At 52.0% G+C, this 23,904-nt stretch carries 24 protein-coding genes; 4 read left to right on the top strand and 20 right to left on the bottom strand.

What is annotated here, in order from left to right:
* Positions 1-106 precede the first annotated feature (106 nt).
* The 3 genes from JNUCC32_RS04045 to JNUCC32_RS04035 form a co-directional block, all read right to left on the bottom strand.
* A complete protein-coding gene (locus JNUCC32_RS04045; RefSeq protein ID WP_192571185.1) occupies positions 107-1,801 on the bottom strand; it encodes a M3 family oligoendopeptidase in 1,695 nt (564 codons plus the stop codon).
* 141 nt (positions 1,802-1,942) lie between these two features.
* A complete protein-coding gene (locus JNUCC32_RS04040; protein ID WP_192571184.1) occupies positions 1,943-2,257 on the bottom strand; it encodes a DMT family transporter in 315 nt (104 codons plus the stop codon).
* Positions 2,257-2,604, bottom strand: a complete 348-nt coding sequence (locus JNUCC32_RS04035; protein ID WP_096776813.1) for a DMT family transporter — start codon at positions 2,602-2,604, stop codon at positions 2,257-2,259. The genes JNUCC32_RS04040 and JNUCC32_RS04035 overlap by 1 nt, the downstream gene beginning before the upstream one ends.
* 144 nt (positions 2,605-2,748) lie before the next feature.
* Between JNUCC32_RS04035 and JNUCC32_RS04030 the strand changes: the two genes are divergently transcribed.
* Positions 2,749-3,615: a LysR family transcriptional regulator gene (locus tag JNUCC32_RS04030; RefSeq protein ID WP_192571183.1), complete on the top strand. Its 867-nt coding sequence runs from the start codon at positions 2,749-2,751 to the stop codon at positions 3,613-3,615.
* Between the two features lie 124 nt (positions 3,616-3,739).
* Here JNUCC32_RS04030 and pyrE read toward each other — a convergent pair whose 3' ends face one another.
* The 13 genes from pyrE to JNUCC32_RS03965 all read right to left on the bottom strand — a co-directional run bounded on the left by pyrE (position 3,740) and on the right by JNUCC32_RS03965 (position 12,732).
* Positions 3,740-4,273, bottom strand: coding sequence for an orotate phosphoribosyltransferase (pyrE, locus tag JNUCC32_RS04025; RefSeq protein WP_374705869.1), 534 nt, complete (start codon positions 4,271-4,273; stop codon positions 3,740-3,742).
* Complete coding sequence (locus JNUCC32_RS04020) at positions 4,270-5,148, bottom strand: HAD family hydrolase (RefSeq protein WP_192571181.1); 879 nt, start codon at positions 5,146-5,148, stop codon at positions 4,270-4,272. The genes pyrE and JNUCC32_RS04020 overlap by 4 nt, the downstream gene beginning before the upstream one ends.
* A 343-nt stretch (positions 5,149-5,491) precedes the next feature.
* A complete protein-coding gene (locus tag JNUCC32_RS04015; protein ID WP_192571180.1) occupies positions 5,492-5,773 on the bottom strand; it encodes a hypothetical protein in 282 nt (93 codons plus the stop codon).
* A gap of 109 nt (positions 5,774-5,882) precedes the next feature.
* Positions 5,883-6,515: an HAD family hydrolase gene (locus tag JNUCC32_RS04010; RefSeq protein ID WP_192571179.1), complete on the bottom strand. Its 633-nt coding sequence runs from the start codon at positions 6,513-6,515 to the stop codon at positions 5,883-5,885.
* Positions 6,516-6,550: 35 nt separating this feature from the next.
* Positions 6,551-7,108 carry a hypothetical protein gene (locus tag JNUCC32_RS04005; protein WP_228468876.1) on the bottom strand — a complete coding sequence of 186 codons (558 nt, stop codon included), beginning with the start codon at positions 7,106-7,108 and terminating at the stop codon, positions 6,551-6,553.
* 23 nt (positions 7,109-7,131) lie between these two features.
* Positions 7,132-7,536, bottom strand: coding sequence for an RDD family protein (locus JNUCC32_RS04000; protein ID WP_090908012.1), 405 nt, complete (start codon positions 7,534-7,536; stop codon positions 7,132-7,134).
* A 54-nt stretch (positions 7,537-7,590) separates the two neighbouring features.
* On the bottom strand, positions 7,591-7,878 hold the full coding sequence (locus JNUCC32_RS03995; RefSeq protein ID WP_015736495.1) for a hypothetical protein: 288 nt from the start codon (positions 7,876-7,878) through the stop codon (positions 7,591-7,593).
* Between the two features lie 278 nt (positions 7,879-8,156).
* The gene (locus JNUCC32_RS03990) at positions 8,157-8,633 is read right to left on the bottom strand and encodes an NUDIX domain-containing protein (protein ID WP_192572591.1); all 477 of its coding nucleotides are present in this window, start codon (positions 8,631-8,633) and stop codon (positions 8,157-8,159) included.
* 142 nt (positions 8,634-8,775) lie between these two features.
* Positions 8,776-9,693, bottom strand: a complete 918-nt coding sequence (locus JNUCC32_RS03985; RefSeq protein WP_192571178.1) for a Gfo/Idh/MocA family protein — start codon at positions 9,691-9,693, stop codon at positions 8,776-8,778.
* Positions 9,694-9,966: 273 nt separating this feature from the next.
* A complete protein-coding gene (locus JNUCC32_RS03980) occupies positions 9,967-10,305 on the bottom strand; it encodes a YrdB family protein (protein WP_192571177.1) in 339 nt (112 codons plus the stop codon).
* Between the two features lie 48 nt (positions 10,306-10,353).
* A complete protein-coding gene (locus tag JNUCC32_RS03975; RefSeq protein ID WP_015736499.1) occupies positions 10,354-10,797 on the bottom strand; it encodes a DinB family protein in 444 nt (147 codons plus the stop codon).
* Between the two features lie 20 nt (positions 10,798-10,817).
* A complete protein-coding gene (locus tag JNUCC32_RS03970; RefSeq protein ID WP_192571176.1) occupies positions 10,818-11,897 on the bottom strand; it encodes a winged helix DNA-binding domain-containing protein in 1,080 nt (359 codons plus the stop codon).
* Between the two features lie 46 nt (positions 11,898-11,943).
* Complete coding sequence (locus JNUCC32_RS03965) at positions 11,944-12,732, bottom strand: ABC transporter ATP-binding protein (protein ID WP_192572590.1); 789 nt, start codon at positions 12,730-12,732, stop codon at positions 11,944-11,946.
* 336 nt (positions 12,733-13,068) lie between these two features.
* Between JNUCC32_RS03965 and JNUCC32_RS03960 the strand changes: the two genes are divergently transcribed.
* Positions 13,069-13,821: an MBL fold metallo-hydrolase gene (locus JNUCC32_RS03960; protein ID WP_192571175.1), complete on the top strand. Its 753-nt coding sequence runs from the start codon at positions 13,069-13,071 to the stop codon at positions 13,819-13,821.
* A 33-nt stretch (positions 13,822-13,854) separates the two neighbouring features.
* Here the strand turns inward: JNUCC32_RS03960 and JNUCC32_RS03955 are convergent, their stop codons facing one another.
* Both JNUCC32_RS03955 and JNUCC32_RS03950 read right to left on the bottom strand, forming a co-directional pair.
* The gene (locus JNUCC32_RS03955) at positions 13,855-14,808 is read right to left on the bottom strand and encodes an aldose epimerase family protein (protein ID WP_192572589.1); all 954 of its coding nucleotides are present in this window, start codon (positions 14,806-14,808) and stop codon (positions 13,855-13,857) included.
* 97 nt (positions 14,809-14,905) lie between these two features.
* A complete protein-coding gene (locus JNUCC32_RS03950; RefSeq protein WP_192571174.1) occupies positions 14,906-18,244 on the bottom strand; it encodes a tetratricopeptide repeat protein in 3,339 nt (1,112 codons plus the stop codon).
* 168 nt (positions 18,245-18,412) lie between these two features.
* On the opposite strand from JNUCC32_RS03950, the gene JNUCC32_RS03945 reads away from it, so the two are divergent.
* Together JNUCC32_RS03945 and JNUCC32_RS03940 are read left to right on the top strand one after the other, a co-directional pair.
* Complete coding sequence (locus JNUCC32_RS03945) at positions 18,413-19,306, top strand: AraC family transcriptional regulator (protein WP_096776826.1); 894 nt, start codon at positions 18,413-18,415, stop codon at positions 19,304-19,306.
* A gap of 78 nt (positions 19,307-19,384) precedes the next feature.
* A complete protein-coding gene (locus tag JNUCC32_RS03940; RefSeq protein ID WP_192571173.1) occupies positions 19,385-19,873 on the top strand; it encodes a DUF3221 domain-containing protein in 489 nt (162 codons plus the stop codon).
* A gap of 133 nt (positions 19,874-20,006) precedes the next feature.
* Here the strand turns inward: JNUCC32_RS03940 and JNUCC32_RS03935 are convergent, their stop codons facing one another.
* Both JNUCC32_RS03935 and JNUCC32_RS03930 read right to left on the bottom strand, forming a co-directional pair.
* The gene (locus JNUCC32_RS03935) at positions 20,007-22,118 is read right to left on the bottom strand and encodes an alpha-galactosidase (protein WP_192571172.1); all 2,112 of its coding nucleotides are present in this window, start codon (positions 22,116-22,118) and stop codon (positions 20,007-20,009) included.
* 100 nt (positions 22,119-22,218) lie between these two features.
* Positions 22,219-23,832 (bottom strand): ABC transporter substrate-binding protein, encoded by a 1,614-nt coding sequence (locus JNUCC32_RS03930; RefSeq protein ID WP_096776838.1) that lies wholly within the window; start codon positions 23,830-23,832, stop codon positions 22,219-22,221.
* Positions 23,833-23,904: the final 72 nt, after the last annotated feature.

The following is a 23,904-nucleotide window of genomic DNA, read 5'->3' as shown; positions in this document are numbered from 1 at the left end:
AAGTGAGCCGCGTTTTGAGATGCTCACTATGAAAAACATGCAGGAAACACCTGAGTATGTACCCACTCGTGTGCTCCTGCATGTCTTTGCATAACTTATTTACGATTTAAAGAGCTGTATCGTCCACGCTGTCCAGCCAAGCTTCGATGCTGCCGATGACGGAAGTGACGCAGCCATCCTCGAATGGAGAGATCAGTCCTGCGACCTTCACCAATTCAGTGAAGGATTTGCTTCCGCCTTGACGGCACAGGTGCAGATAATCCGCCCATGCCGCGGATTGGTCCTCGTGCATCTTCTTCCAGAATTGGAATGCACAGATTTGAGCCAGCGTATAGTCGATATAATAGAACGGCGAATTGAAGATATGTCCTTGTTTATGCCAGAAGCCGCCTTGCTCCAGATACGTATTATCATCATAGTTCCGGTGCGGCAGATATTTCCGCTCGATCTCGCGCCATGCCTGTTTCCGTTCCGCCGGCGTAGCATCCGGATTTTCATAAACGAAGTGCTGGAATTCATCAACCGTCACCCCGTAAGGAATGAAGATGAGTCCGCTCGCCAGATGGTCGAAGCGGTATTTATCCGCCTCGTCCTCGAAGAAGCGGTCCATCCACGGCCAAGTGAAGAATTCCATGCTCATGGAATGGATTTCGCATGCCTCATAAGTCGGGAATCCATACTCCGGCACCTCGAAACCTCTGCTCTCGTACACTTGGAACGCATGACCGGCTTCGTGCGTCAGCACGTCAATATCGCCGGAAGTCCCGTTGAAGTTGGAGAAGATAAACGGTGCGCCGTACTCGCTGATATAGGTACAGTATCCGCCGCTCTGCTTGCCTTTTTTGGCAACCAGGTCCATAAGGCCGTTCTCCTGCATGAAGGTGAAGAACTCGTGAGTTTCCGGAGACAATTCCTCGTACATCTTCGCGCCGTTGTTCACGATCCAATCCGGGTCGCCCTTCGGCGTGGCATTCCCCGATTTGAAGGAAAAATTCTCGTCGTAGTACAGCAGTTGGTCCACATCGATCCGCTTCTGCTGACGTTCTTTCAGCTTGGACGCAACCGGAACGATATGCTCGAGCACCTGGTTACGGAAATTAGCCACCATCTCCGCATTGTAATCCGTGCGGGCCATGCGGGCATAACCCAGCTCTACGTAATTGTTGAAGCCAAGCTTCTTGGCAATCTTGGTTCTCACCTTGACCAGATCATCATAGATGCGGTCGAAGGTGGCTTCGTTCTCGGCCATGAAACCGCTGGAAGCCTCCATTGCGCGTTTGCGCATATCGCGATCCGTCGATTGCTGGAACGGAATCAGCTGCGACAGGGTGCGTTCTTCGCCTTCGAACTGGATTTTTGCAGAAGCGATCAGCTTCGCATATTCCGTGGTCAGCTTGTTCTCCTGCTGCAAATCCTCGATGATCTCAGGGCTGAAGGTTTTGAGCGATAACTCTGCCAGCTGGAACAGCTGCCGTCCCCATTTGTCCTCCAGCTGGGCTCTGAATTTCGAATCCACGAGGGCGCGGTAATAATCCGTTATGTATTCCTGGATGACCGGTCCGTTCTCGTCGAAGAAATCCTGCTCTGCCTTATAGAACTCGTCGTTCGTATCAATCGAGTGGCGGATGTACACCAGTTGGCTCAGGGTATCCATCTCGCTGCGAAGTTTGTTAATACGGGTCATCGCCTCATCCTGTTCCTCGTACGTGCCGGCGGAGGTGAAGGCGTTCAGTTGTTCCTTGAACTTTTGCTCAAAAGCTTTTACGTCGGGGCGTTCATAGCGATACTCGCTGAATTTCATAAGATACACCTGTCCTTTCCAAAATAAAAAATGCATCCTGGCGTTTGATTGCATAGCTTCAAATCACCAAACTATATGTAAATTCTATATACAAATCCGAATATCCTTCACAGTCTATGAAATTCTGTACGCCCCGACTGGTTACGTCATAATCTTAAGTCCGATGGCTGAAGCAAGAATCAAAGCGATGAAGAACATACGACGCCATTCCTTCGGTTCTCCGAACGCAAACATCCCCAGCAGCGTGCTTCCTGCCGTCCCCATTCCCGTCCAAATCGCGTAGGCGGTTCCCATGGAAATGAAATTCATCGCATACGTCAGCAGCAGGAAACTGGAGCCAAGCGAACAGGCTAAAAAAACGTAGGATCCCCAGCTGCGATTCAGGGTTACCCGTCTTAAGGCAATGACACCCAGTACCTCGCACAACCCGGCTGCAATCAGAGCGATCCATTCCATTAGACGCCACGCTCCTTCGCTTGACGATCCGTATCCTTCGTGACCAGCTTAAGCCCCAGCACGCCTGCGGCCAGCATGCCAATCAGTAGGAGCTTGACGGGATTCGCTTCCTCGCCAAACACGAGAATCTCCACCAGCACCGTGCCGGCTGTGCCGAGTCCCGTGAAGATCACATAGACCGTGCCGATGGGAAGCTTCGCCGCGGAGTCCAAAAAAACTTTAAAACTGAATACGATCGATGCGATGGTGATGACCCACTGCCACCATACATCGGAATGTTTTAAACCGGATACCCAGACAACCTCCAGCGCTCCCGCCAATAATAAGAGCCACCATGCCTTCTTCATCCTCCAACATCCCTTCCACTCTGTATTTGTTTAAATCGGTTTATGATGTCGTTGTGATTGTAATCCAAATTTGGCATGCTGTATAATGATCATTAATAATGATGCCATCATTTTTAGTGATGTCTGAAGGAGAGGAGTGTTGGCATGGAGCTTACTGATCTAAGGGTTTTTCTCAGGATTGCGGAGGAAGGTAACATCACCCGCGCCGCGGAGCAGCTTGGGTATGTGCAGTCGAATGTAACGGCACGGGTCAAAAAACTGGAGAATGAATTGGGGGTTCCCTTGTTTAACAGGCACTCCAATGGAGTCACCTTGACGGAGAAAGGGCGTATGTTCCTGGACTATGCGTGTACCATCATCAACCTGACCGAAGAAGCAGTGAGAACCGTGCAGGAACAGCCGTATCCAAGCGGTTCATTAGCCATTGGCGTCGTGGACACGGTTCATTGCGGGCACTTCATTCAATCCTTGTCCGACTATCAAACCAAGTACCCTGACGTCACGCTGTCCCTGTTGACCGGCAGCTCCTCGGAGCTGATTACTCAAGTTCTGAACTATCAGCTGGACGGGGCTTTTGTGACAGGAACCATTCCGCCGAAGCTGGTAGCCGATTATATAGAAGAGGATGAAGTCATGCTGTTGACCAAATCCAAAGAGCAGCCCTTTCCCGATCTTGCGGTAACCAAATGGGCCGTAGCCCCCGCGGGATGCCCGTTTCGAAGCGCCCTTGAAGCATGGTTGCTGAGCGAAGGCATTCCGCTAACCAATATGATCGAGGTCTCCTCGTTGGAAACCCAGCTCAGCATCGTGCGGTCAGGACTTGCGGCTGCGCTGCTCCCCAGCTCCGTCTTAAGCGGAGAATATGCCAATCTGGGCAGCTACTCGATCCCGGAAGCCTTCCGGCACACCTCGACAAGCCTGGTCCGGCGCAACGACCGGTTCAGGAACAAGGCGTTATCCGCTTTTGCCGAGCTGGTTAAGGTCAATTTTGAGATGAAGGGAAGATCATGAGTTATAAATAACGACGGAGGTCTGAACATCACGCTGAGATTTAACCAGCCGTGAGATGCAGGCGATAGTTCCTCTTGAACAAACCGTCCGGCCGTTGAAATGTTTCGTAATGTTCTTCTCAAGCCTAATCAATATTCCCTGCAGCTAAAAGCTCCTCCATTTTGAACAGGGAATGCAAAGTAAGACCGGCTTCCTCCAGTTTCTGTCTTCCTGCCGGATTACGTTCAATGACGCAAATGACATGCTCGACGACCGCTCCAGCTTCTCTCAAATCGTGAACGCTTAACAAGATTTGTCCTCCTGTCGTCACCACGTCCTCAATCACACATACGCGTTTACCCTTAATGTCCGCACCTTCCGCCAATTTGCAGGTGCCGTATTCCTTTGCTTTTTTTCTTACAAATGCGGACGGAGTGCCTGACTTCAAGGATAGCGCAGTTGCAATCGGAATTCCTCCCATTTCAAGTCCTGCTAACACTTCCGTGTCTTCAGGGATAAGCCCGACCAGCTCCTCAGCTACTTGGGCCAGAATAGCGGGATCTGACTCAAACATGTATTTATCAAAATACTCATGAGACGTTTGACCCGAGCGTAAAGTAAAGGTTCCTGTTAAATGGGTTACATCATAGATTTCCTTTGCCAAATTCAACGTCATCATGATCCTCCCAGTGTGGATATAATCGTATGCTCTCCCGCCAGTTCCATCTGCTGCTCGATATAATGCGCCACGCCATCCAGCTCATTCGAGTCGATAGTATGATCAGCCAGCTGCTGGATTGTCTCGTGCGCATTCCGGACCGCGATCCGCGTGCCTCCGGCCTCGAACAAGCCGACATCATTGATGTGGTCGCCGAACACCACCGTGTTCTCCAGATCAATCCCCATGTGGGCGGACCATAATTGGAGGCCGTCTCTTTTGTTTGCTTTGGCATGGCTGAATTCGAGGAAATAGTGGTTGCGAATGTAATAATCCGGCATCATATGAGCATGAATCACGTCGCCGTATAATGCCGTGACCTCTTGCCGAATCGGCTCCAATTCTTCATGTAATCCGATGTAGGTAAGAGCCAACGTCCGGTAATCCGGTGGACAGTTCAAGTTCTTCACTTCCAGGAATCGCGGATCATGGGGGCGGCCGGCATAGAAGGTCATCTCTCCCTCTCTGCGCAGCGTCTCATGCAGAACACGCTCCCGCTGGTCCTTATCGAGCGAGAAATAAAAGGGTGTAATGCCGTGCTTTTTCCCAACGCAGATAATCTCATTCGAAATGTCGCGCTCCAGCCAGTATCCATCCACAACGGTTTGATTCGACCCGTCATATATCAAAGCGCCGTTATATAGAATCACGGGGTATTTCCACGGGATATCCGAAACGACGCTTTGAGCGCTAATATAGCCGCGGGCAGTCGCATACGTGACGATCAAGTCCCGCTCCAATGCATCCGTGACAACGTTCATCGTATAGGGTGATAAGGTTTGATCCGATCGCAGAAGCGTCCCGTCGAGATCCGTAATATATGCTCTTTTTTTCATAGTGAAGCAGTCCTCCTTCGCCGTCCGGTATGTGACAAAACCCAGCCTTAGAATAGCTCATGCCAAGACTGGACCATACGTGTGAGTTAGACGTCTTCCATGATTATACAACTTCCGGGATGAAGATGGTAAAGCTTAATTGCTTATTTCGCTTCAATGTGCGTTTATTTCTGAGCCAGGGCTGTTAGCGCCGCATCGGGAAGGCTTCACCGCTCGGAATGAAGGCCCCGCCGGGCAAATGAAGCCGTTGAATCCTAGTACATCGGGTGTTGGATACATTGTTTGCAGGCATTGGGAACGAATGAACGGAGAGCAGGCATGACTTGCCCTTTCTTTGGTAACCTTACACACCGAGAATCAGGTATCCCAGTGTCATGTATAGAAAAAGAAATAATAGCAGTACGGAATGCCCTACAACGGCTGTGATACCGGTTCGTGATAGTTCACCACGAGTCATGCTAATGAGTGCCAACAGAATCCCCACGGGCGACAACAGAAGAATCGACGCATACGACAGTCCCTGTAAGGGACTGCCTGCATCCGGCGGAAACATGAAGCTGTACAGCGTGAACAAGGTGATGCAGATAAATAATGTCAGAGACACATGGGACAAATACCATCTCATCACATAACCTCGGTCAGCATGCCCGACAGAATACCGGCTCTGCGAACGACCTCATTCTTTTGAGGAATTTCCCTTATAAAACTCAGCATAGGGTTGGCACCTCCAAGATTTATTTAGTGATACGCGGCTGAAGATACCCCAAGACTTCTTGTATGTCCTGAATCTCGGCAAACGGAAAAACTCCCATGCGGTTCATTTTGGCGATGTCCCCACGATATGCGATAAACGGAATTCCGGCGCTCTCGGAGGCCTTGCCGTCCACCCAGGCATCTCCGACAGACAGCCATTCCTCCGGCGATGTATGGTGAAAATGCCTCAGCACCGCCATATATCCATCCGGTGCAGGCTTTAATAAGCCCATGGCTTCCCTGCCGATAATGAGATCGAAGTAATGAGCAATCCGGTTCTCTTCGAGTGCAGTCATCGCTGCTTCCACCGCGTTATTCGTCACGATAGCAAGATGCAGCTGTCCATATAATTCCTGGACGAGCTCCATAGCTCCATCTTCAAGTTTTGCTCCCGTCATCCCTTGGATCTCATGGTCCTTGGCGATATCCCACATCATGCAGCTCAGCTCTTCCGACAGCTGCCCCGTATTCATGGCTTCAGCGATGACGGTCGAGGTGGTATGGGTATCCATGGATAGGCCGGGGGGCAGAATGCTATGACTGCACAAAAAGGCATAGATGTCTCTTTTCATCGCTCCAAAATCAATGCTGGAATGCAGCAGCGTATTATCCATATCAAAGGCAATCCCTTTTATTTTAAACTCGATATCTAATCAACTCCCATCATGGTAACGCCATGAATGGCTGCTCCGCTAGGTAATCCTGATTTGCGTATGGCGACCAAGGATGTGACGCTTGCCTGGCCGGGGTAACCCTCTGTCCCATCATCCTCATAAGAAGATAAAGTGATGTATAGATGATTCTTTTGATCCCCTATCTTTTGGTCGGTCATCTTCAAGGATGCAATCCGAAAACCTTTTGCCGAAGGAAGCTGCCCCCCGCTGACCAACAGATAAATTTCCTGATCCGTTTCCTTAAGCACCCATCCTCCCGGAGCCCTATTTATGCCGTCATCATAAAGCTGTTGAGTATCCGGATCAAGGTGCTCAACCGAACGGTGCTCCCAGGTGAATTCCGGAGCCGTTTTGGTATATAGGAGCTGCGTGTACGGAACTTGCATGTATTTGATCTCAGCGGCTTTGCGGGCTTCCTCCGTCAAAGTTTGTGCTTCATTGAAATCATTACTTCTCTGTCCATGGCACCCAGCCATCAATAACATGGTAGCAATCATGGTGAGCATTAGCCTTCCGCTGATACTTACTCGCATATCCTTGTTAACCCCTTCATTCCCTAATCATATACAACTTCCGTACCGGCGATAAAATCGTGCAGCGAACGTTTATCCTCGCGCAGCGCAACCATAAAAATGCTCACAATAAGCCCGATTCCTAACGTTAACGCGTATACGATACCCGCCACGAGATTCCGAAGCAGCATCGTCCCGAGGCCCGGCGGCTCAAGAAAATCGAATTTGCGGATACGAATGCCGCACATGCGCTTACCGATCGTATACCCATTCCAATACACCGGCACCAGGATACCGTATAAACCAAATATCAAGTTACTGATCGGCTCATTCTCATAATTCCCCGTGATAAGTCCAGCTATGATCGTTAGCGGAAGCGACACAATAAGTCCATCCAGAATGTTGGCCCCTAGCCTGATCCAAAAGCCGGCCACTTGGTTATCGGTCATCTCGACTCCCCCTTGAATTCACTCCATACTCAAAAAAGACTTCCTGCCGACACTTCATTTGTTATTAGGCGGATCGAATTCCTTCCAGTTCTTCTTGATCTTATTCAAATCTTCCGAATTCCATTTGCCGATGCTCGGACCTAAGAAACACAAGATGCCGACAATCAGGCTGATCCAGCTTAATACCAGCGGGCCTTTGCCTACATAGGTCAACATCGAATCAAACATCTCTTTGCTCCATGACGTCAAGTTGGATCCGAATATGGCAGCTGCCAGATACCGGACAGCATACAAGAACACCGAAATGCAGATAAATATCATACCCATCGTTTTATGGTTCATCGAACGCCTCTCTTTCCACACAACATTTTCCAAATACCTGATATCATTGTAAGCTTCGGTTCCCGATCGAACAATAGTTTTTCCGCTTTTCCCCATTCCGTTGTCATCATACCAAGGAGTAAATAACCTTTACACGCAACAACATTCGCCACATAAAAGAAAGGAATGACTTCCTACGTTGTAGTGAAGCCATTCCTTTCTGCTTGTTATACACTATTGTGCCGTTGGCCGGATTATGCAGCTATCCGCTCCTCCATTTCCTGACGACTCCCAGCAATTCACGAATATTTGTCCAAGACAAAATCCTCGATCATTTCAATATTTCTGCGACCCATAGCGTACTGTCTGATGTGTTTCTTAATATTCGGATACAAAATAATGTCGTCCAGCTGCTCGAGCGGTATCCATTTCACATCGGTTTGATTCGGATCTGGCACGGCCGGAAGCTTCGGAAATGACCCTTCAAGCGGATAACATTCGAACACGATGTATAACGTATGGATGCCCGATATGTTATCTCTGGACTGTTTATGCGGAGCATACTCGTACACGAATGCGACAGGCCCCACCTGCGCCTCCAGCGTGGTTTCCTCACGCAATTCCCTCAAGGCTCCCTCCACGATCGACTCCCCCGGCTCGGCCCCGCCCCCTGGCAAATTATAATGCAATCCTTTCTCATCTACATACTCGACTAATAACACAGACTCATCCCTCAGAACCAAGGCTGTCGGTCTCACCCGAATGTGATACGTCATCATAACCACCTCTCCCGGCTTACAAAAAACGGCCGAACGTACTTGATCTGTCTATCATACAATCAACGCGGCCGATATGGAAATATGATGCATCCTTTCCTCAGTATATCGCTAGTCAGTATATCCCGTGTTTGTTCTGCTATCATTCACTTCGATCGCTATCATCCAGTCTCACGTTTTCTCCCGTTTCGCGGGAAACATTCGCCGCCTCCAGAAAACGAACGATCTCCAGCGTTTCGGATAAGGGAACATCGGAAACCCCCGTCGTGAACATCTTCATGATCTGATCCAGCAGACTGGCATAATAGGGCTTGGGGTGCTCCATGATGTCCACGAAGCTGCTGGCCTCCGCGCGATGAACGGTCAACCCGAAGCGGTCGTTGCCTGCCCGATTGCCCCGTATCGTTCCGATCCTCCCGTCATTCCAAACCGCCGTTAACACCTCGTGCAGCTCCGTTGCGGCTACATGGACGCTTACGCATCCGGGTCCAAGAACACGGTACAGCATTTCAGCCGCATGAATGCCGTACCAGAAAAATCCCGGCTGCGTAGGTTGAAGGGGAAGCGGTCCTGCGCAATCCACGCCAATGATATTATCCGCCCCGCCCCGAGCCAATTCATCCTGTAATCCTTGAGCATACCGGAGAGACGAGCAACTCATAACGGTCACCTGATACTGCTCCGCCAATTCGGCAATTTCCCTTGCGTCCTTACTGCTCACCGCAAACGGCTTATCAATAAATACCTGTTTGCAATAAGGAGCAATCGCGCGAAATAAAGACAGATGCGACCTTCCGTCCACCGCTTCCAGCATGACGGCATCGACCTGTTTGGCCACGTCTTCCGGACTCTCCAATATCTCCGTTCCCCATGCCGCGAGTTCCTTTGTATATCCCTCCACTCGGTTTATGCTCAGCTCAAAGTCCGGCGACCCTCCGGGAAAAGCCGCCGTCACCCGTGCACCAGGAACGTAATATGCATGCGCCTTGTCATGGAGCATTTTCGCGAAAATGGAAACATGGGATGTATCCAAACCAATCATACCGATCTTCATAGTCATAAGTTCATTCTCCTTTACCTTCAGCATTTTAGATGATCACGCTGATTTTCCACTCACTACATTACTGAAGATATCCAGCTGCCGGACATAGGCTTTTCTTTCAATCATCATATCATCCTGTTCGACTAAAGGACGTGACTTTAAATCGTCTTTTAACCTGCACCTGGATCCAATACAAAAAGACCGCCTCCATCTGTCAACCAGATGAGGGGCCGTCTTTCGCATGAGCTTATAAATGTGTTATGCAATTGCATAATGCGCACTTTCAATATACTATGGCTGCATCCTCCACTTGATCACAAAGAAGCGGTTGGCCATAGCCACGATAGCGAACACGATGGCAAAGGTTATTAAACCAGAGTCGATCAGGCAAGCAACCGCGGTCGCAAAAATGAAGAATTCAATAAGCAGCACGACGGCAAGCGGCAGCTTGACCCTTGCCTTCGGCGATATGGTCATGCCCCAGATGACGGCTGCCAGCAGCGGCAATCCGATCCCGAGAACTGCCTGTGCCAAGAGCCCAGTGCCATAATGAAAGCCCCAGTAACCTATCGAAAATAACAGAATCAATTCCAACATAAATCGGAGGGCGAGATTCAGTACTTTGAACATGGAGGGACACCTTCCGTTTCAGTCATGCGCTTATTTTTACCGCAGGCATCAAAGCTCGATTTGCTCCAAATGATGGATCAGGTGATCAACATAATCGTTAAACAACCACTCCAGCGTGACCTCCGTTTTATCGGGCAGCACGCATTTCTTCTGGAAGTCGGATGAATCGGCTCTTTGCATGACCCGCAGAATCATCCGGTTAACCTGCTGCCACAGTGCCAGGACATCCGATTGATCATATCGATTCTGGTAATCGTTCACCCGGACCCAATCGTTCTGCGCGTAACCTTGAATCGCGATAGGGTAATCCGACACCAATATTTTCACAAACCGGATATGGTTATTGACCGCCGAATCGCACAGATGGCCCAGGATCTCCTTCTTGGACCATTTATCAGGCGTAAGCTTCAGATTGAATTCCACCTCGTCGATTGCCGTTACAATCTCCGTTACTTCAGAGATCAAAGATTCTAGCTTCATAATGGATTCCATGCGTTATTCCTCCTTCTCGTTCATGATTCTATTCGTGTAATCGGCAGGCCCATGAAATCACTGTAATGTTTAGCCGCCTCCCGAAACTTCTCTTCTCGATCGCCAAGCGGCGAGAACGGGCTTAACGTGATTTCGATGCCGCTGCGCTTGATCTCCCGCTTCCAGATACCGACCACTTCTCCCCCTGCGACCATGATGGGTTGGAAAACCCCGTTGCGAAAGGGAGCGATTTTGGCATCATGCTCTGACTCGATAATTGCGCTGCGATCCTTGTACCCCAAGTAATATTCATCAAATCCCGGAAGCAGAACCGCCGAATCCGTATCAGCGGACGCGGATGGCCCAGTAACAGAGCTCCAGTATTCCGTGCCGTTGACAAAATCTAAACGAAGATTGGATCGGACGGCCTCAAAGCCTCGTTTAGCTTCTGTCAGCGTTAATCCGACCCACCATGCAAAATCCTGGATCGTTGCAGGCCCATGACCTGTAAAATAGCGGAGCGCAAGCTCCGCCAGCGATTCTTCTAGCGATAGCTCCCTTGAATTCGGGACCCACTCGTCGAGCAGCACGAAGCTTTGCTGTTTGCCTTCATGCGGGCCGAAACAGATCATGCCGGTCCGCCCCAAATATCCGAGAATGTAATAGCCGCGGCCATTCTTGGTGCTGATCCCCGCTTCCTCCAGCAGCTCCATCAGTCTGGGTCGGGATACGGGTGAACAGCCTCTCAGCGCGTTGCCAATGATCGTACGGCATTGATGGAGCGTACCTTCGTCAAGCTCAAGTTCGGCCTGCTTCTTCTTATCATTCGTGTGCAACCGCGATGCCGTCAGCCTCAGCATCCACTTGGCATCCTCCGCAGGCACGAAGAAAATCGTTCCGCGCATCGGCCAAGTCAGCACGATTTTGCGATCGATCACGGCCTGCTCCACATCGGATATCTTGGCGGACTGCGTACGGAGACCGATTCCCCATACCGCTTGGTGGTAATCCTGTGCCTGAACAGCGCCTAATTCTCTTACTGCTTCTACCGGGCTCACATGCTTCATCCCTGTTATGCGCTGATTGTAGAGCCGTTGATTCGCTATGGTGTGACTTAGCACATCTATCCACTCTCCCAGGCCATGAATATTGTCGGACGCAAAGCTTCTATTTCAAGTCCGGAATGGACATCCATGCCCGATCATTCTGCCAGCTCACCTCGACCGGCGTCTCAAAGAACGAGGTCAAATTGTCGCTGGTCAGCATGTCCCGGGAACGTCCCTTTCCGAAGACGGTGCCCCGGCGGATGAGCAAGGAGTGCGAGAAAATCGGCAGGATTTCTTCGATATGATGCGTAACGAACAGCAAGGTCGGCGCATCGGGCTTTGAAGCCAGTGCCGTAATGCTGGACAGCAGCGCTTCCCTCGACAGAAAATCCAGTCCGTTGCAGGCCTCGTCCAGTATCAACAGCCTTGGCGAAGCCATGAGGGCCCGGGCGATCAGCAGCTTCTGCTTCTCCCCTTGCGAACAAGTTTCATATGTACGCCCCAGCAGATGAATACAATTAAAATCCTTCATCAGCTGCTCGGCCCGTTCCCGGTCTGCTTCATCCACCTTCTGATACAGTCCGATCGAGGCGTGTTTGCCGCTAATCACGACGTCCAGCGTGGATTCGCTCGGGCGGATTCTTTCCTGCAGCGAGGAGCTGACCCAGCCTATCGATTTACGCAGTTCTCTTAAATCCACCCTGCCAAAGCGATGCCCGAGCACCGAAACCGTGCCGCTGGTCGGCCAGATGTAACCGTTAATCATATTCAAAATGGTTGTCTTCCCGGAGCCGTTCAGTCCGAGCACCGCCCAATGCTCCCCTTGCTGCACGGTCCAATCCACGCCTGTAAGAACGGTCTTTTGCTCCCGTCTCCAGGTTACGTCATTCAGTTCAATCATCGTGCTCATTGCCGCTCCCTCTCCTTCTTCAATCTGCTGCGCCATTTCGTTTCTCTTTTCAAGGATTATACCAGCAATTACATATTCCTCAATAGGGAGATGAAACCCCGCCTTGTGATCCGCCTACGACTTGGAATCATGCGAAGTATGCCAGGCAGGACATTTCATGCCTAAACGAGGATTTTAGTTTCATAAATTAAATATTGACAAATAATTATTTTTATGTTATAATAAAATATTTTTCTGTTTACAAAGGTTTGTTGATTTGATAATCTACTTCTGCTCGTTCTTCTCTGGACATTGAATTTGGGAGAAGACATTCCAATATAGTGGAGGTATGTAAACATGCTACTAATCGATCAAGGCATTGCCATGCTGGAAATTTCCGCAGCCATGATGGGACGTACCGAAACGATCCACCCGACATTCCTCTGGGATCATCAGAATCGGGTGCTTGTCGATACTGGCTATCCCGGTCAGCTCCCGCTGATTCAGGAGCAGATATCGGACTGCGGCTTTTCCGTTCAGGATGTAAGCAAAATTATTATAACACACCAGGATTTGGATCATATCGGCAGTTTGCCAGCTATTATCCAGCACTGCAAACAAGCCCCGGAAGTCTTCGCCAGCGAAATCGAAAAGCCTTATATCGAAGGAGATACAAGGCTTGTCAAATTATCGCCCGAGGCTATCGCGCAAGCGCTGGCTTCGTTGCCGGATAACGTGCCGCCGGAGTGGAGGAACGCGTTTAAACACACGCTGGAGAACCCGCCCTCAGCACCCGTGAACCGCATGTTGCGCGACGGCGAAGAGCTGCCGTTTGGCGGCGGTATCATCGCGATCCATACGCCGGGCCATACCCCCGGCCACACCAGTTTATATCATATACCAAGCAAAACCCTGATTGCAGCGGATGCGCTGAACGTCAGAGAGGGGCAACTGATCGGGCCGGATCCGGCAACTACTTTTGATTTGGCGTTCGCCCGGCTCTCCTTGCAGAAGCTCACTCACTATGATATCCGCAACGTGATCTGTTACCACGGCGGATTATTTACGGACAATCCCAACCAGCGCATTCGTGAATTGGCTTATGCTTAAGCGATTGCCGGTCCACTGTCGATCAAGAAGACTTCACTTCGTTCTTCTGCCGTTAATCCAGCTAATCTCAAGGTACCACGTATACGTGCCGCCGGCCGGCACTTCGGCCGCTGCCTGACGATGCATGGCATACGAGAGATCATCGAGCAGCCCCGTCGCAGGCTCAAGCGCAAGATGATACTGTCCCTGATAGCCGCCATAGTTCGCCCATATCGCTAGATAAGGCACCTGCTCTTTAGGAAACATCATGCGTAGTCCTTCACCTGCAACCGGATCGTAAATGGATGCTGTCCCCTCCGGCAGCTCACCAGCAAAATAAAACTTCTCCGCCGATGCTTCAAGCCTGCTGGCGGTACGATTCAAGCGGACATGGGGGTGTTCCTCCCATGGCTGCGGCCATTTCCGAATATCGCCGGATTCTCCCAATCGACCGTTCGCCGAGTACGATACGATGATCTCCCTCAGCTCGTGTGGAACGATAATCTCTGCGCCTTCATCGATTTGAAACAACGGATGCGCAGCCCATAGGAAAGAGAATGAGAACGGACTCGCATTATGAACGGCATAATCGATCCGTAAGGTATCTTCACGGGGGAAGGAGTAGGTTTTGCGCAGCCGATAAGGAATTCGGATTCCCTGCACGCTGCAGTGAAGCTGTTCTTCCTCGCTGTGCGCCTTCCATGGAATGGACCATACCTCGCCATGATCCGGAAGCTCCGTTCCTTCCCATGGATGCGCGGGATACCGGCAGACATTGATCGTTGGAAACATTTCGTCCCAGCCGCTGCAGTCCCGCTTTCCGAAGGAGCTTGCATACCCATTCTTTTCCAGAACTCCAGCAGGCTGCACCAGCCATTCCCGGCCTGTCATTCGATTGCGAAGCGAGATGACCCTGCTTCCGAGTTCAGGTACCACGACCATCTCCATCACCTCCGTGCGCCCTTTCCAAACCTCATATCCATCCAGCATCCCTTTGCTCCAGATCATCATCGTCATCCCCCTCCGTTTAGTCAACGCATCACCCGGAATGCACAAATTCTCAAGGACCGTTCGTAACGGCCCTTGAGAATGAAGTGTCAATCTCTTACACCAACGTCTTGCAAAGCGCCAAATGCAGCGCAGCTCCTTGATGGTGAGACTCCAGCTGCAGCACCTCGCGGAACAGGGTTTCCGCGGACTGCCGGTCACCAAGTCCAAGATGACCGAGCCCCATCATATAGCGGCAATGAATTTCGTTCCTTCGGTCCAGATCTTCATCAAACACCAGGAAGTCCGGAAGCGATACGGCAAAGTAATCAATGCTCTGAGGCTCGAATATATGCTTCTCCCCGTAATCGATCAGCTTGTTAAACCGGCTGCGGGCTTCATTCTCCCGGCCCAGCCTATGCAGCGCGGCCCCTTGATAAAAAATCATGTGCGGCGGCTGATCGTTGTAATACATCGCGCTGGTCGGCTCATCCAGCCCCTCCGAAGCTTTCAGGAAGCACGCCTCCGCCTCTTCGGACAAGCTCAGCCCCTCGTATGCGCAGCCCAAGTAATAATCGATGTTATTCTCCTGCGCTCCCGTCAGCTTCCCTTCATTGATGTTGAGCGGATATTGCTTGGCAGCAAGCAGCTGCTCTACGGCTTCCTCATAGCGGCGATCCTGAAGCAGCTGCTTCGCTAGCTCCACGCGGGCCAATACATACTGGGCCGGCACCTTGCCCTCGCCGCCTTCCCAAGGGTGAAAGTTGCGTTTCAGAATCAATCCGAGCGCCTCTTCATAACGATTCAGCGTATTGTGCAGCGTCAAATATTCCAGATATACATCATCCCGCTGCTCGACCAGCTCCAAGTGCTCCTCCATCGCTTTCAAGCGATCAGCCGGAGCATGACCGAGCTTTTTATACAATTGGTCAAGCTCGTAGAAGATCCTGGCATCCGCCGGATTCAGCGAGAAAGCGGTTTGCAGGGATGACAATGCTTTATCGTGGTCCTGCCTCTTGTTATAGTAAGCGAGCGCCAGATTCCGATGCGGCGTAGCGAAGCTGCCATCCAAAGCAACCGAAGCTTCCCAGCTGCTTATGGCCTCCTCGCAGCGCTTCTTGTCGTACAGCAGATTCCCTAAGTAGTACAACGCCTTCGCATCCTGCGGCTGTACGCTGAGCGCCTGCTTTAACGTCACGTAGTCATGCAGGGAATTCGGGAAGCAGTACGAGGGATCGGCCTCCGAAGCCAATCGGTAGCAAGCGGATGCCTCTTCCGCCCGGTTCATCTTCATGAGTGCACTGCCTTGGTAGTAATAAACCATCGGATAGACGGCTGATGCCGTAAGGCGTTCGATGCGCTGCAGCACATCCAAAGCGTCGCCATATTGGCCTGCATCCGCATAGTCCTGAGCTATGGCAATATAATGGTGCGGATTATCGCGCAGGCGCTGGACAAGCGATTCGTAGACATGCCGGCTCTTGTCCTCTTGCTTCAGTTCTTGATATACGGCTGCCTGCTCGTTCATCGCGCCCGCATCCATGGGATCCAGCTTGAGCGTTTCCTCAAGCCATGATGCCGCATCCGCCAAGCGTCCCAGCTTTCTTAAGACGATACTCTTGAGATGCCGCGCCTTATAATTACGGTACTGGGCAGCCAGGGATCGTTCGATCAGCTCGAACGCTTCCTCATATTCCCCCTTCCCGCAGGCAATCTGGGCCAAAGCCAGATATCCCGCCCCTTGCCATGCCCCCGACCAGACCGATTTGTACAGATAAGCGTACGCTTCATCCAAACGGCCCTGCCACTTCAAGGCTTTCCCCAAATGATAGAACGGTTCGCTGTCATAGGGCCGGGCGTTATGTCGGGTCAAGGTTTCGATCGCTTTTCTAAAATAAACCTCACTCTGCGTAAAGCACCCTCTGCGCAGCAGGAGCAAACCATAGGCATTGTTCAGCCTTGCATCTCCCGCATCGCGCCTTAGACCTTCCACATAATAGGCTTCCGGTTCATAGGTTGCGTGCCGGTACTGCTCCAGATGCTGCCCAGCCAAGAACAACGCTTCGGTATTCTTCAGTTCCTCCGGCTTGCCAATCGCCGTAGCCGGGGCCGGCGTTCGCTCCAAGGTACGCGGCTTGGGCTGGTAAGCGACCAGCTCTCTGCCGTCCGCAGCGAGTACCGCGACCCGTACATCTTCCTCCCTCATACCTGAGGCAAGTTCGATCTCGGCCTGGAAGGTGTCGGCCGGCGACAGCTTGACCTTTCGATCCAAGCAGATGCTTCCCGCTCCGGTCACCAGAATGCGAGCCTCTTCGATAACCGAGGTTGCATAAGCATGTACGACGGCGTTGCGGCCGTGGACTTCGAGATTCACGGCGGCGTCAATGGACGCATTCTTCACGAGCCCAATGTCTTTATAGGGCATGAAGTACTGCTTGAAGCTTTTCTCCTCATACGGCGCCAGCCAGGTGAAATCGGGCTGGTTATCGGTATACACGCCGGTCATGAGCTCGATGTACGGACCGTCTTCGTCGGTCAGGTTGCGATCCCAGGCCTGGCCGAATTCGCCGTGCCCCCACGTCCACTGTTTTTTGCCGGGAGATATATGTTTATTGGCGACATGCAGAATCCCCGCTTTCAAGCCATGGTCATATCCGCCGACGAAATCGTAATCCGAATGATAAGCCATATAGGAGGTCGGAACGGGAATGTTGCGGTACATGGAAATATCGACGCCCGCCGAATAGTCCTGCTTATAGTACGTGCCGGTTGCGATCGGGAATTTGGACACGTCCCGCTTCCCATGATCGAACACCGCATGAACGTCCGGCGGAAATACGGATTGGGTATGATCGTTGACCGCTACGGCCGGATTCGCCCACCACAGAAAGGTCTGCGGCTCCGAAGTCCGATTGTACATTTGCGCGTGAATTTCAAGATACGCCTTGCCCGGATACAGCGTGAAGCCGGTAGACACCTTCGTGCCGTACATCCGGTCGATCTCGCCGACCCATACCGTCTTGCTGCCGTCCGGGTGATCCGTTAGACTCCACTCCACCTCGCCATAGGTGTTCGGACGGTGATGCTGCGGCCAGTTGAACTCGATTCCCCCGGATATCCATGGACCCGCAAGGCCAACCAAAGCCGGCTTGATCACTTGATTGTGGTATACAAAATCATAGTTGTTGGTTTTATCGATGGCCCGGTAGATCCGGCCGCCAATCTGCGGCATGATCTGAATCTGCACGTACTCATTTTCAAGGAAAATGATCCGGTAGGGCTTTACTACTTTCTCATCGTAAATTTTATCGATGACCGGCAGCGGATAGACACGCCCCGAGCTCCCCTGATACACCCGTTTCTCCAAAAACATCGGGTTCAGGTCCGGCTTCCCCACTTCATACGTGGGAATCTCCACGGTCTCTTCCCGTACGCTCACTTGCCGTTGTTTTGTCATGAGTCGTCTTCCCTCCATTAGCATCCGCGTTGGCTGCGTTATGTCTCTATCTTATAAGCCGGCCTGCCGAAGAGCCATTGACGATATCATGTTGATGATGGATTATATTCTGATTATTGGGCGCTCCATCCGGTTGACAACAATTCCGTTCCGATTCATAGTAAAGCTATGGATACCATACGAAAACCAGACGGATTCGAGTCCCAGAAAATCATTGTCCTCCCGGATCATATTATGAAAGAGGCTGCCCGGCATCCGCTTGTGGAACCACTGCACGTAACCGACGTCGGGTACTTTCCGCGTGCGCTTCACCACTACCGGGAACGCCCGGAAGGCAGCGGTGCGTACATCTTAATCTACTGCGTGGAGGGGGAAGGCTGGTACCGGTTGAACGGCGGCAAAACCTATTCTCTGCTCAAGGGGCAGGCGGTTGTCATTCCGCCGGATACGCCGCATGAATATGCTTCATCGGAGTTTCATCCCTGGAGCATTTACTGGTGGCATATGAAGGGGGCGCATGCAGGTTTATTGTTCGAGGGCTTTACCGGCGCAGCCGAACCCGCCATCGTTCCGGTCGACCAGTCAAGGAGCATCGCGGAGCTGTTTCAGGAAAGTTACGAGCTGCTGCAAAAAGGATATACGCTGAACCATATCATCCATGTCTCGCAGCTCGCCGGCCACTTGGCGGCCATCATCCGCCTCGCCCGGCTCCAACCGCAGCGGGGGCAACACCAGCACAACAAACATGACATGGAACAGACGCTTCGGTTCATGACCGAGCATCTGGAGGGCCATGTGAGCTTGAAGGAGCTGGCGGCCTACGCCAATCTGTCCATACCGCACTTCACCTTCCGGTTCAAGGAAGCGACGGGCTACTCCCCCATCGATTACTATCTGCGGCTCAAAATCCAGCGGGCCTGCCAGCATCTGGACCTGACCGGCGAGAGCGTCAAGGAGATCAGCCACCGTCTCGGCTTCCAGGATCCCTACTACTTCTCGCGGCTGTTCAAAAAAATCATGGGGAAATCCCCTTCCGAATACCGAGATACCCGGAAAGGGTAGGATTTCCTGGTTATTTCCTTATACTGAACCCAACCTTTCGTTCGATTGAGCACACTATTTTTCGATTGGGAGGAAATCATGATTAACAAATTCATACACTGTCTAGTCATGTTTGCCATTATTATTTGTGGATGCAGCAATAACAGCAAAGAAAAAGACGAGCCTGTGAATAAATATGTAGGGTACGTCGTTCAAAAAGAAGAGGGTAGGATTTTGGTAACCCGTTATGATGAAAAATCAGATTTGAACGACGCAATATGGATCAGAACCAAAAGAAAAATAGAGTTAGGACAACAAGTTTCGATCGAAATTGACGGAGGTATCGAAACCTCCTATCCAGCTCAAGCTTCAGCTAAAGACATAGATATCCTGACAATCGAACGTCCTAAATCTTCCAAATTCGGTCAACAAGAAGTAATCGTTATGACATTGGAGCATTTTGATCAAATTGAAGTACCTTTCATTAAGTCTATACACTACTCCGATGTAAACAACGTTTGGACTGTCGTCATTCTTGACGGCATATCGGATTCCAAAAAGGAAATGGAATTTACGATAGAGGGCTAGCATGACAATAAATAGAACATGGACCCATTTCCTAAAACAGAGAATCCAATATGGGTAATACTTATACATTGTATAGTTCAACCGCAAAGAGCGTCGTATCGCGAAAGGCAATACGACGCTCTTCTATTTCATCTCATCCCTGTCTCTGAATCCGGTACGCCAAGCTGTCGAAATCCCCGCGCAGCGGCAGCTCGATCCCGATGTTCATGAGCGCCCTGCCGCTCCATGTACCGGCCAACCCCTCAATGGCATACGACTGATCGGCTTGCAGCCCGGTCAGCCGCAGTCTCGGCAGCGGCTCGCCCAGCTTCTGGCTGTGCAGGAACGCAAACAGCACGTTGTCGCTGCCGTCTTCGCTGCCGTACTGCACGGCCGTTACGCCTTTATGCCGAAGCGAGTCCAATCGATGCTGGCTGCCGAACTGAACCAGATGGCGAATGGATTTATACTGCGCCACATATTCGGCCGATTCCGCAATCCGCTCATCGCTCCACTCATTCAGGTTGGAGCCGATGCCGAGCGTTCCCATCATGGCGCTGTGGAAGCGGTATTTCAGGGATACCTGTCTGCGATTCATCCCTGTCGGCGACTCCGTCACCCAGCAGGTCATCATCCGCGGAGCATACGCGTACGAGAAGCCCTCCTGAATGCTGAGGCGGTCAAAGGCATCGGTGTTATCGCTCGGCCAGGATTGGTCGGCATACCGGAAGATGCCAAGGTCGATGCGCGCTCCGCCGCCGGCGCAGGTTTCGAACGCCACATGCGGGAATTTGCGCCGCAGCTCCGCCCAAATCTCGTACAGGCTCTGAACATGGCGAATCCAGATCTCCTTCTGGCGGTGAAGCGGATGGTCCTTCATGCCGGGTTCAGTTACGGTCCGGTTCATGTCCCATTTAATGAACTTGATGTCATGCTTCTCCAGCAGGTCCGTCATAAACTGCAAAATGTAAGCCTTAACCTCCGGCTTCGAAATGTTCAGCAGCAGCTGATTGCGAAGCTCCGAGCGCTCCCGCGTCTCGAAATGGTACACCCAATCCGGGTGCTCCCGGTACAGGTCGCTGTCCGGATTGACGGCCTCCGGCTCCACCCAGATGCCGAAATCCATGCCGAGCTCATGCACCTTGTCAATCAGCTCGCCGAGACCGTTCGGGAACTTCTTCCGGTTCACGAACCAATCGCCAAGCCCGGCGCGATCATGGTTGCGCCCGCCGAACCACCCGTCGTCCACGACGAACAATTCCACGCCCAAACGCGCGGCTCTTTCGGCCAAAGCCATTTGATCCTTGGCATTGACATCGAAGTACGTCGCTTCCCATGAGTTATACAAGACCGGTCTCGTTTCGCGGCCCGGCAGGACATCCGAATACTGATAGCGGTGCAGCCGCCGGCTCATCCCGCCGAAGCCGCCGCTGCTGTATCCCCCGACGAAGCCGGGCGTATCGAAGGCTTCTCCCGCTCCCAGCACCCACTCGCTGTCGAAATCATTGATGCCTCCGGTCACCCGAACATGATCGAAGACCGTCCGCTCGGCCGTAATCTTCCAGTTCCCGCTCCAGGCCAGCGCCCCGAACCAGACCTGCCCCGCCGACTCCGTGGCATGTCCGTCATCAATCGCAAACCACGGGTTGACATGGCTGTCCGTAAAACCCCTGCGGGATTCCAGCACCTTCTTTCCTTCGGTGAGGAAGGTGCTGCGCAGCTGAAATTCGCCGGACCATTTTCCCGTCACGTGCGTGAGGCGGTAATCCGCCAGATAGGGGATGACCCATGCCGCGGATTGCGCGTTCTCCAGCACGATATCCGCCTCGCCGCGGTTGACGATCCGGGCCGAACGTTCGATCAGGTCGCACTCGGGAATCGCCCGGTAGGACAGCTCCACTTCAAGCGGGTACGCTTCGTCCTTCATAACGATGATCAGCGTCTCCCTGCCTTCCGTCTGCAGCGTGCGGTGCCCGGCATAACGAACCGCCAAATCGCGGACGCCATCTTGGATGCGGACCTTCAGGCTGGGCTCGCTGTATTTGACTCCGCCCCAGAAGCTGTATTCCTCCACCTCCGAATGGACTTCCGCGTCAAACGAGCTGTGCGATCTCGGCCGCAGCAGCGGCGCCGCGTCTTCGATCGCGATGGACTCTCCCCAGTATAGATGCTGCAGGTTGCCGCTGTCGTTGATGCCGAACAGATAGGAGCTGTTATCGGTTTGTATCGCAAACACGCGAAACTGTTCTTGGTATTGAATGGTCACAGAATATCATCCTTCCGATTCGTGTTGATATCGTTTTTGCCTGTTCAAGAAAAAAAGGGGAGCCAAAAGACGAAGCATCTTTTGACTCCCTTTAGCCAGATTATTTGCCCCACAGCTCTTGACGTTTGTTGAAGTTGTCCGTATAAATCTTTTCCAGCTTGGCCAGGCCGGCCGCCTCGATCTCGGCCATCATCTGGTTATAGGATTCCACCACTTGGTCCTCGGACGGCGACAGGGCCATCTTCAGGAAATATTTATTGATGGTGTCGTTCACCTTCGTTTCCATAATGGCTTCCGGCGTTCCGCCAGCCGGACCCAGGTTATCGTACGGTGCCGTATCAAACGACGTATCGGCCAGGTTCTTGATCGCCAGATCCGTGACCGGATCGGTCTGGTAACGGCCCATCAGGTCATACGGGGTTCCGTCCTCGCCGGGACCGTTCTTGATCATCCAGGTCCACTTGCGAATGCCCGTCGTACGGGAAGCTTCGTCCCAATTCTTCTTGAAAGCGTCCAGCACTTCTTGTCTTGGCACATGCTTGCCGTCCTTCATGTCCCAATGCTCGCCCTCTACTCCCCACATCAGCAGATACTGGCCTTCCTCGCTGGCCAGGAAATCCAGCAGCTTCATCGTCCGGACCGGATCCTTGTTGGAGCGGCTGATGGCGACGCCGTCCCAGCCCAGGGAGCTCTTCGGTCCGTAAGTGGCCTCTTCCGGCTTCACGCCCGGAGCCAGCACTTTATATTGGTAGAACTGACGCTCTTCCTCCGTGGCCTTATCGGCTGCCTCGGTTTTGAGCAGCGCATTCGCATTGCCTACATTCCAGAGCGCTTCCGCCGTGGCAAACACGTTGCCGTTGCCGAGCTTCTGCTCGAACTGCTTGGTCTTCATCGTTGCCCATTCTTTATCGAGCAGGCCTTTGCGGTAAAGGGAATTCAGAAATTTGACCATTTCGAGATAGCGCGGATCGCGGACGTCCTTCTTCAGCTCTCCGTTCGTTTCATAATACGGCATCATGCCGTACATGCCCTTGAAGCTGCCGGTCACCGCTCCGACATTCTCGCCGTTGAGCGTCATCGGAATGCTTTCTTTTCCGTCGATGGCCTTATATTTCTCCTTGAACTTAACCAGCAGCTCTTCGAATTCCTCCGCGGTAAACGGCTCGCCGTTATTCACCTTATCGCCGACGCCCAGCTCCTTCATGATGTCCATGCGCATCATAAAGCCGAATACCGGGTACTGCTCCAAGCCGTACCAGTTGGAGAAATAATAATTGTTGCCGTCCTCGCTTCGCGTTTTGGCGAGCGTGTCGCCGTACATTTTTTGGATATTCGGTCCGTGCTCTTCAATCAGGTCATTCAGCGGGATCACCGCGCCCGAGGTAATATACTTGTTCATGATATCGCTTCCACGACTCATCAAAATAACGTCCGGAAGATCGCCGCTGGCCAGCATCAGATTCAGCTTCTCGACCGGATTGCCCGTAGGCTGCTGGATCTCGACGGTCACGCCTGTTTTTTCCGTAATCACTTTAGCGACCGGATTGGTAAAGGCATCCCCCGTGTTTTGGTCAAACCAGGTTAACGTGATCGGCGCGCTGCTGTCCGCATTCGTACCGCTGTCTCCGCCCGATGCCGCCTTCTGGTTGCCGCCGCAAGCCGAAAGCGTTGTCATAACGAGCGCTGCTGCCAGAATCAATTTTAGTTTCTTCATTCCCTGAACCCCTTTCTAAGGTCGTCATATTCATGTGCTCGAATATATCTATCATTGTAAAAATCGGGAGTT

The organism is Paenibacillus sp. JNUCC32, from assembly GCF_014863545.1.
Lineage (GTDB): Bacteria > Bacillota > Bacilli > Paenibacillales > Paenibacillaceae > Paenibacillus_AQ > Paenibacillus_AQ lautus_A.
This window is presented reverse-complemented; position numbering and strand designations above follow the sequence as displayed.

Bases quoted from the DNA above. Each gene is read 5' to 3' on its own strand.
- JNUCC32_RS04045 (WP_192571185.1), bottom strand. From the start codon at position 1,801: ATGAAATTCAGCGAGTATCGCTATGAACGCCCCGACGTAAAAGCTTTT.
- JNUCC32_RS04040 (WP_192571184.1), bottom strand. From the start codon at position 2,257: ATGGAATGGATCGCTCTGATTGCAGCCGGGTTGTGCGAGGTACTGGGT.
- JNUCC32_RS04035 (WP_096776813.1), bottom strand. From the start codon at position 2,604: ATGAAGAAGGCATGGTGGCTCTTATTATTGGCGGGAGCGCTGGAGGTT.
- JNUCC32_RS04030 (WP_192571183.1), top strand. From the start codon at position 2,749: ATGGAGCTTACTGATCTAAGGGTTTTTCTCAGGATTGCGGAGGAAGGT.
- pyrE (WP_374705869.1), bottom strand. From the start codon at position 4,273: ATGATGACGTTGAATTTGGCAAAGGAAATCTATGATGTAACCCATTTA.
- JNUCC32_RS04020 (WP_192571181.1), bottom strand. From the start codon at position 5,148: ATGAAAAAAAGAGCATATATTACGGATCTCGACGGGACGCTTCTGCGA.
- JNUCC32_RS04015 (WP_192571180.1), bottom strand. From the start codon at position 5,773: ATGAGATGGTATTTGTCCCATGTGTCTCTGACATTATTTATCTGCATC.
- JNUCC32_RS04010 (WP_192571179.1), bottom strand. From the start codon at position 6,515: ATGGATAATACGCTGCTGCATTCCAGCATTGATTTTGGAGCGATGAAA.
- JNUCC32_RS04005 (WP_228468876.1), bottom strand. From the start codon at position 7,108: ATGCGAGTAAGTATCAGCGGAAGGCTAATGCTCACCATGATTGCTACC.
- JNUCC32_RS04000 (WP_090908012.1), bottom strand. From the start codon at position 7,536: ATGACCGATAACCAAGTGGCCGGCTTTTGGATCAGGCTAGGGGCCAAC.
- JNUCC32_RS03995 (WP_015736495.1), bottom strand. From the start codon at position 7,878: ATGAACCATAAAACGATGGGTATGATATTTATCTGCATTTCGGTGTTC.
- JNUCC32_RS03990 (WP_192572591.1), bottom strand. From the start codon at position 8,633: ATGACGTATCACATTCGGGTGAGACCGACAGCCTTGGTTCTGAGGGAT.
- JNUCC32_RS03985 (WP_192571178.1), bottom strand. From the start codon at position 9,693: ATGACTATGAAGATCGGTATGATTGGTTTGGATACATCCCATGTTTCC.
- JNUCC32_RS03980 (WP_192571177.1), bottom strand. From the start codon at position 10,305: ATGTTCAAAGTACTGAATCTCGCCCTCCGATTTATGTTGGAATTGATT.
- JNUCC32_RS03975 (WP_015736499.1), bottom strand. From the start codon at position 10,797: ATGGAATCCATTATGAAGCTAGAATCTTTGATCTCTGAAGTAACGGAG.
- JNUCC32_RS03965 (WP_192572590.1), bottom strand. From the start codon at position 12,732: ATGAGCACGATGATTGAACTGAATGACGTAACCTGGAGACGGGAGCAA.
- JNUCC32_RS03960 (WP_192571175.1), top strand. From the start codon at position 13,069: ATGCTACTAATCGATCAAGGCATTGCCATGCTGGAAATTTCCGCAGCC.
- JNUCC32_RS03955 (WP_192572589.1), bottom strand. From the start codon at position 14,808: ATGATCTGGAGCAAAGGGATGCTGGATGGATATGAGGTTTGGAAAGGG.
- JNUCC32_RS03950 (WP_192571174.1), bottom strand. From the start codon at position 18,244: ATGACAAAACAACGGCAAGTGAGCGTACGGGAAGAGACCGTGGAGATT.
- JNUCC32_RS03945 (WP_096776826.1), top strand. From the start codon at position 18,413: ATGGATACCATACGAAAACCAGACGGATTCGAGTCCCAGAAAATCATT.
- JNUCC32_RS03940 (WP_192571173.1), top strand. From the start codon at position 19,385: ATGATTAACAAATTCATACACTGTCTAGTCATGTTTGCCATTATTATT.
- JNUCC32_RS03930 (WP_096776838.1), bottom strand. From the start codon at position 23,832: ATGAAGAAACTAAAATTGATTCTGGCAGCAGCGCTCGTTATGACAACG.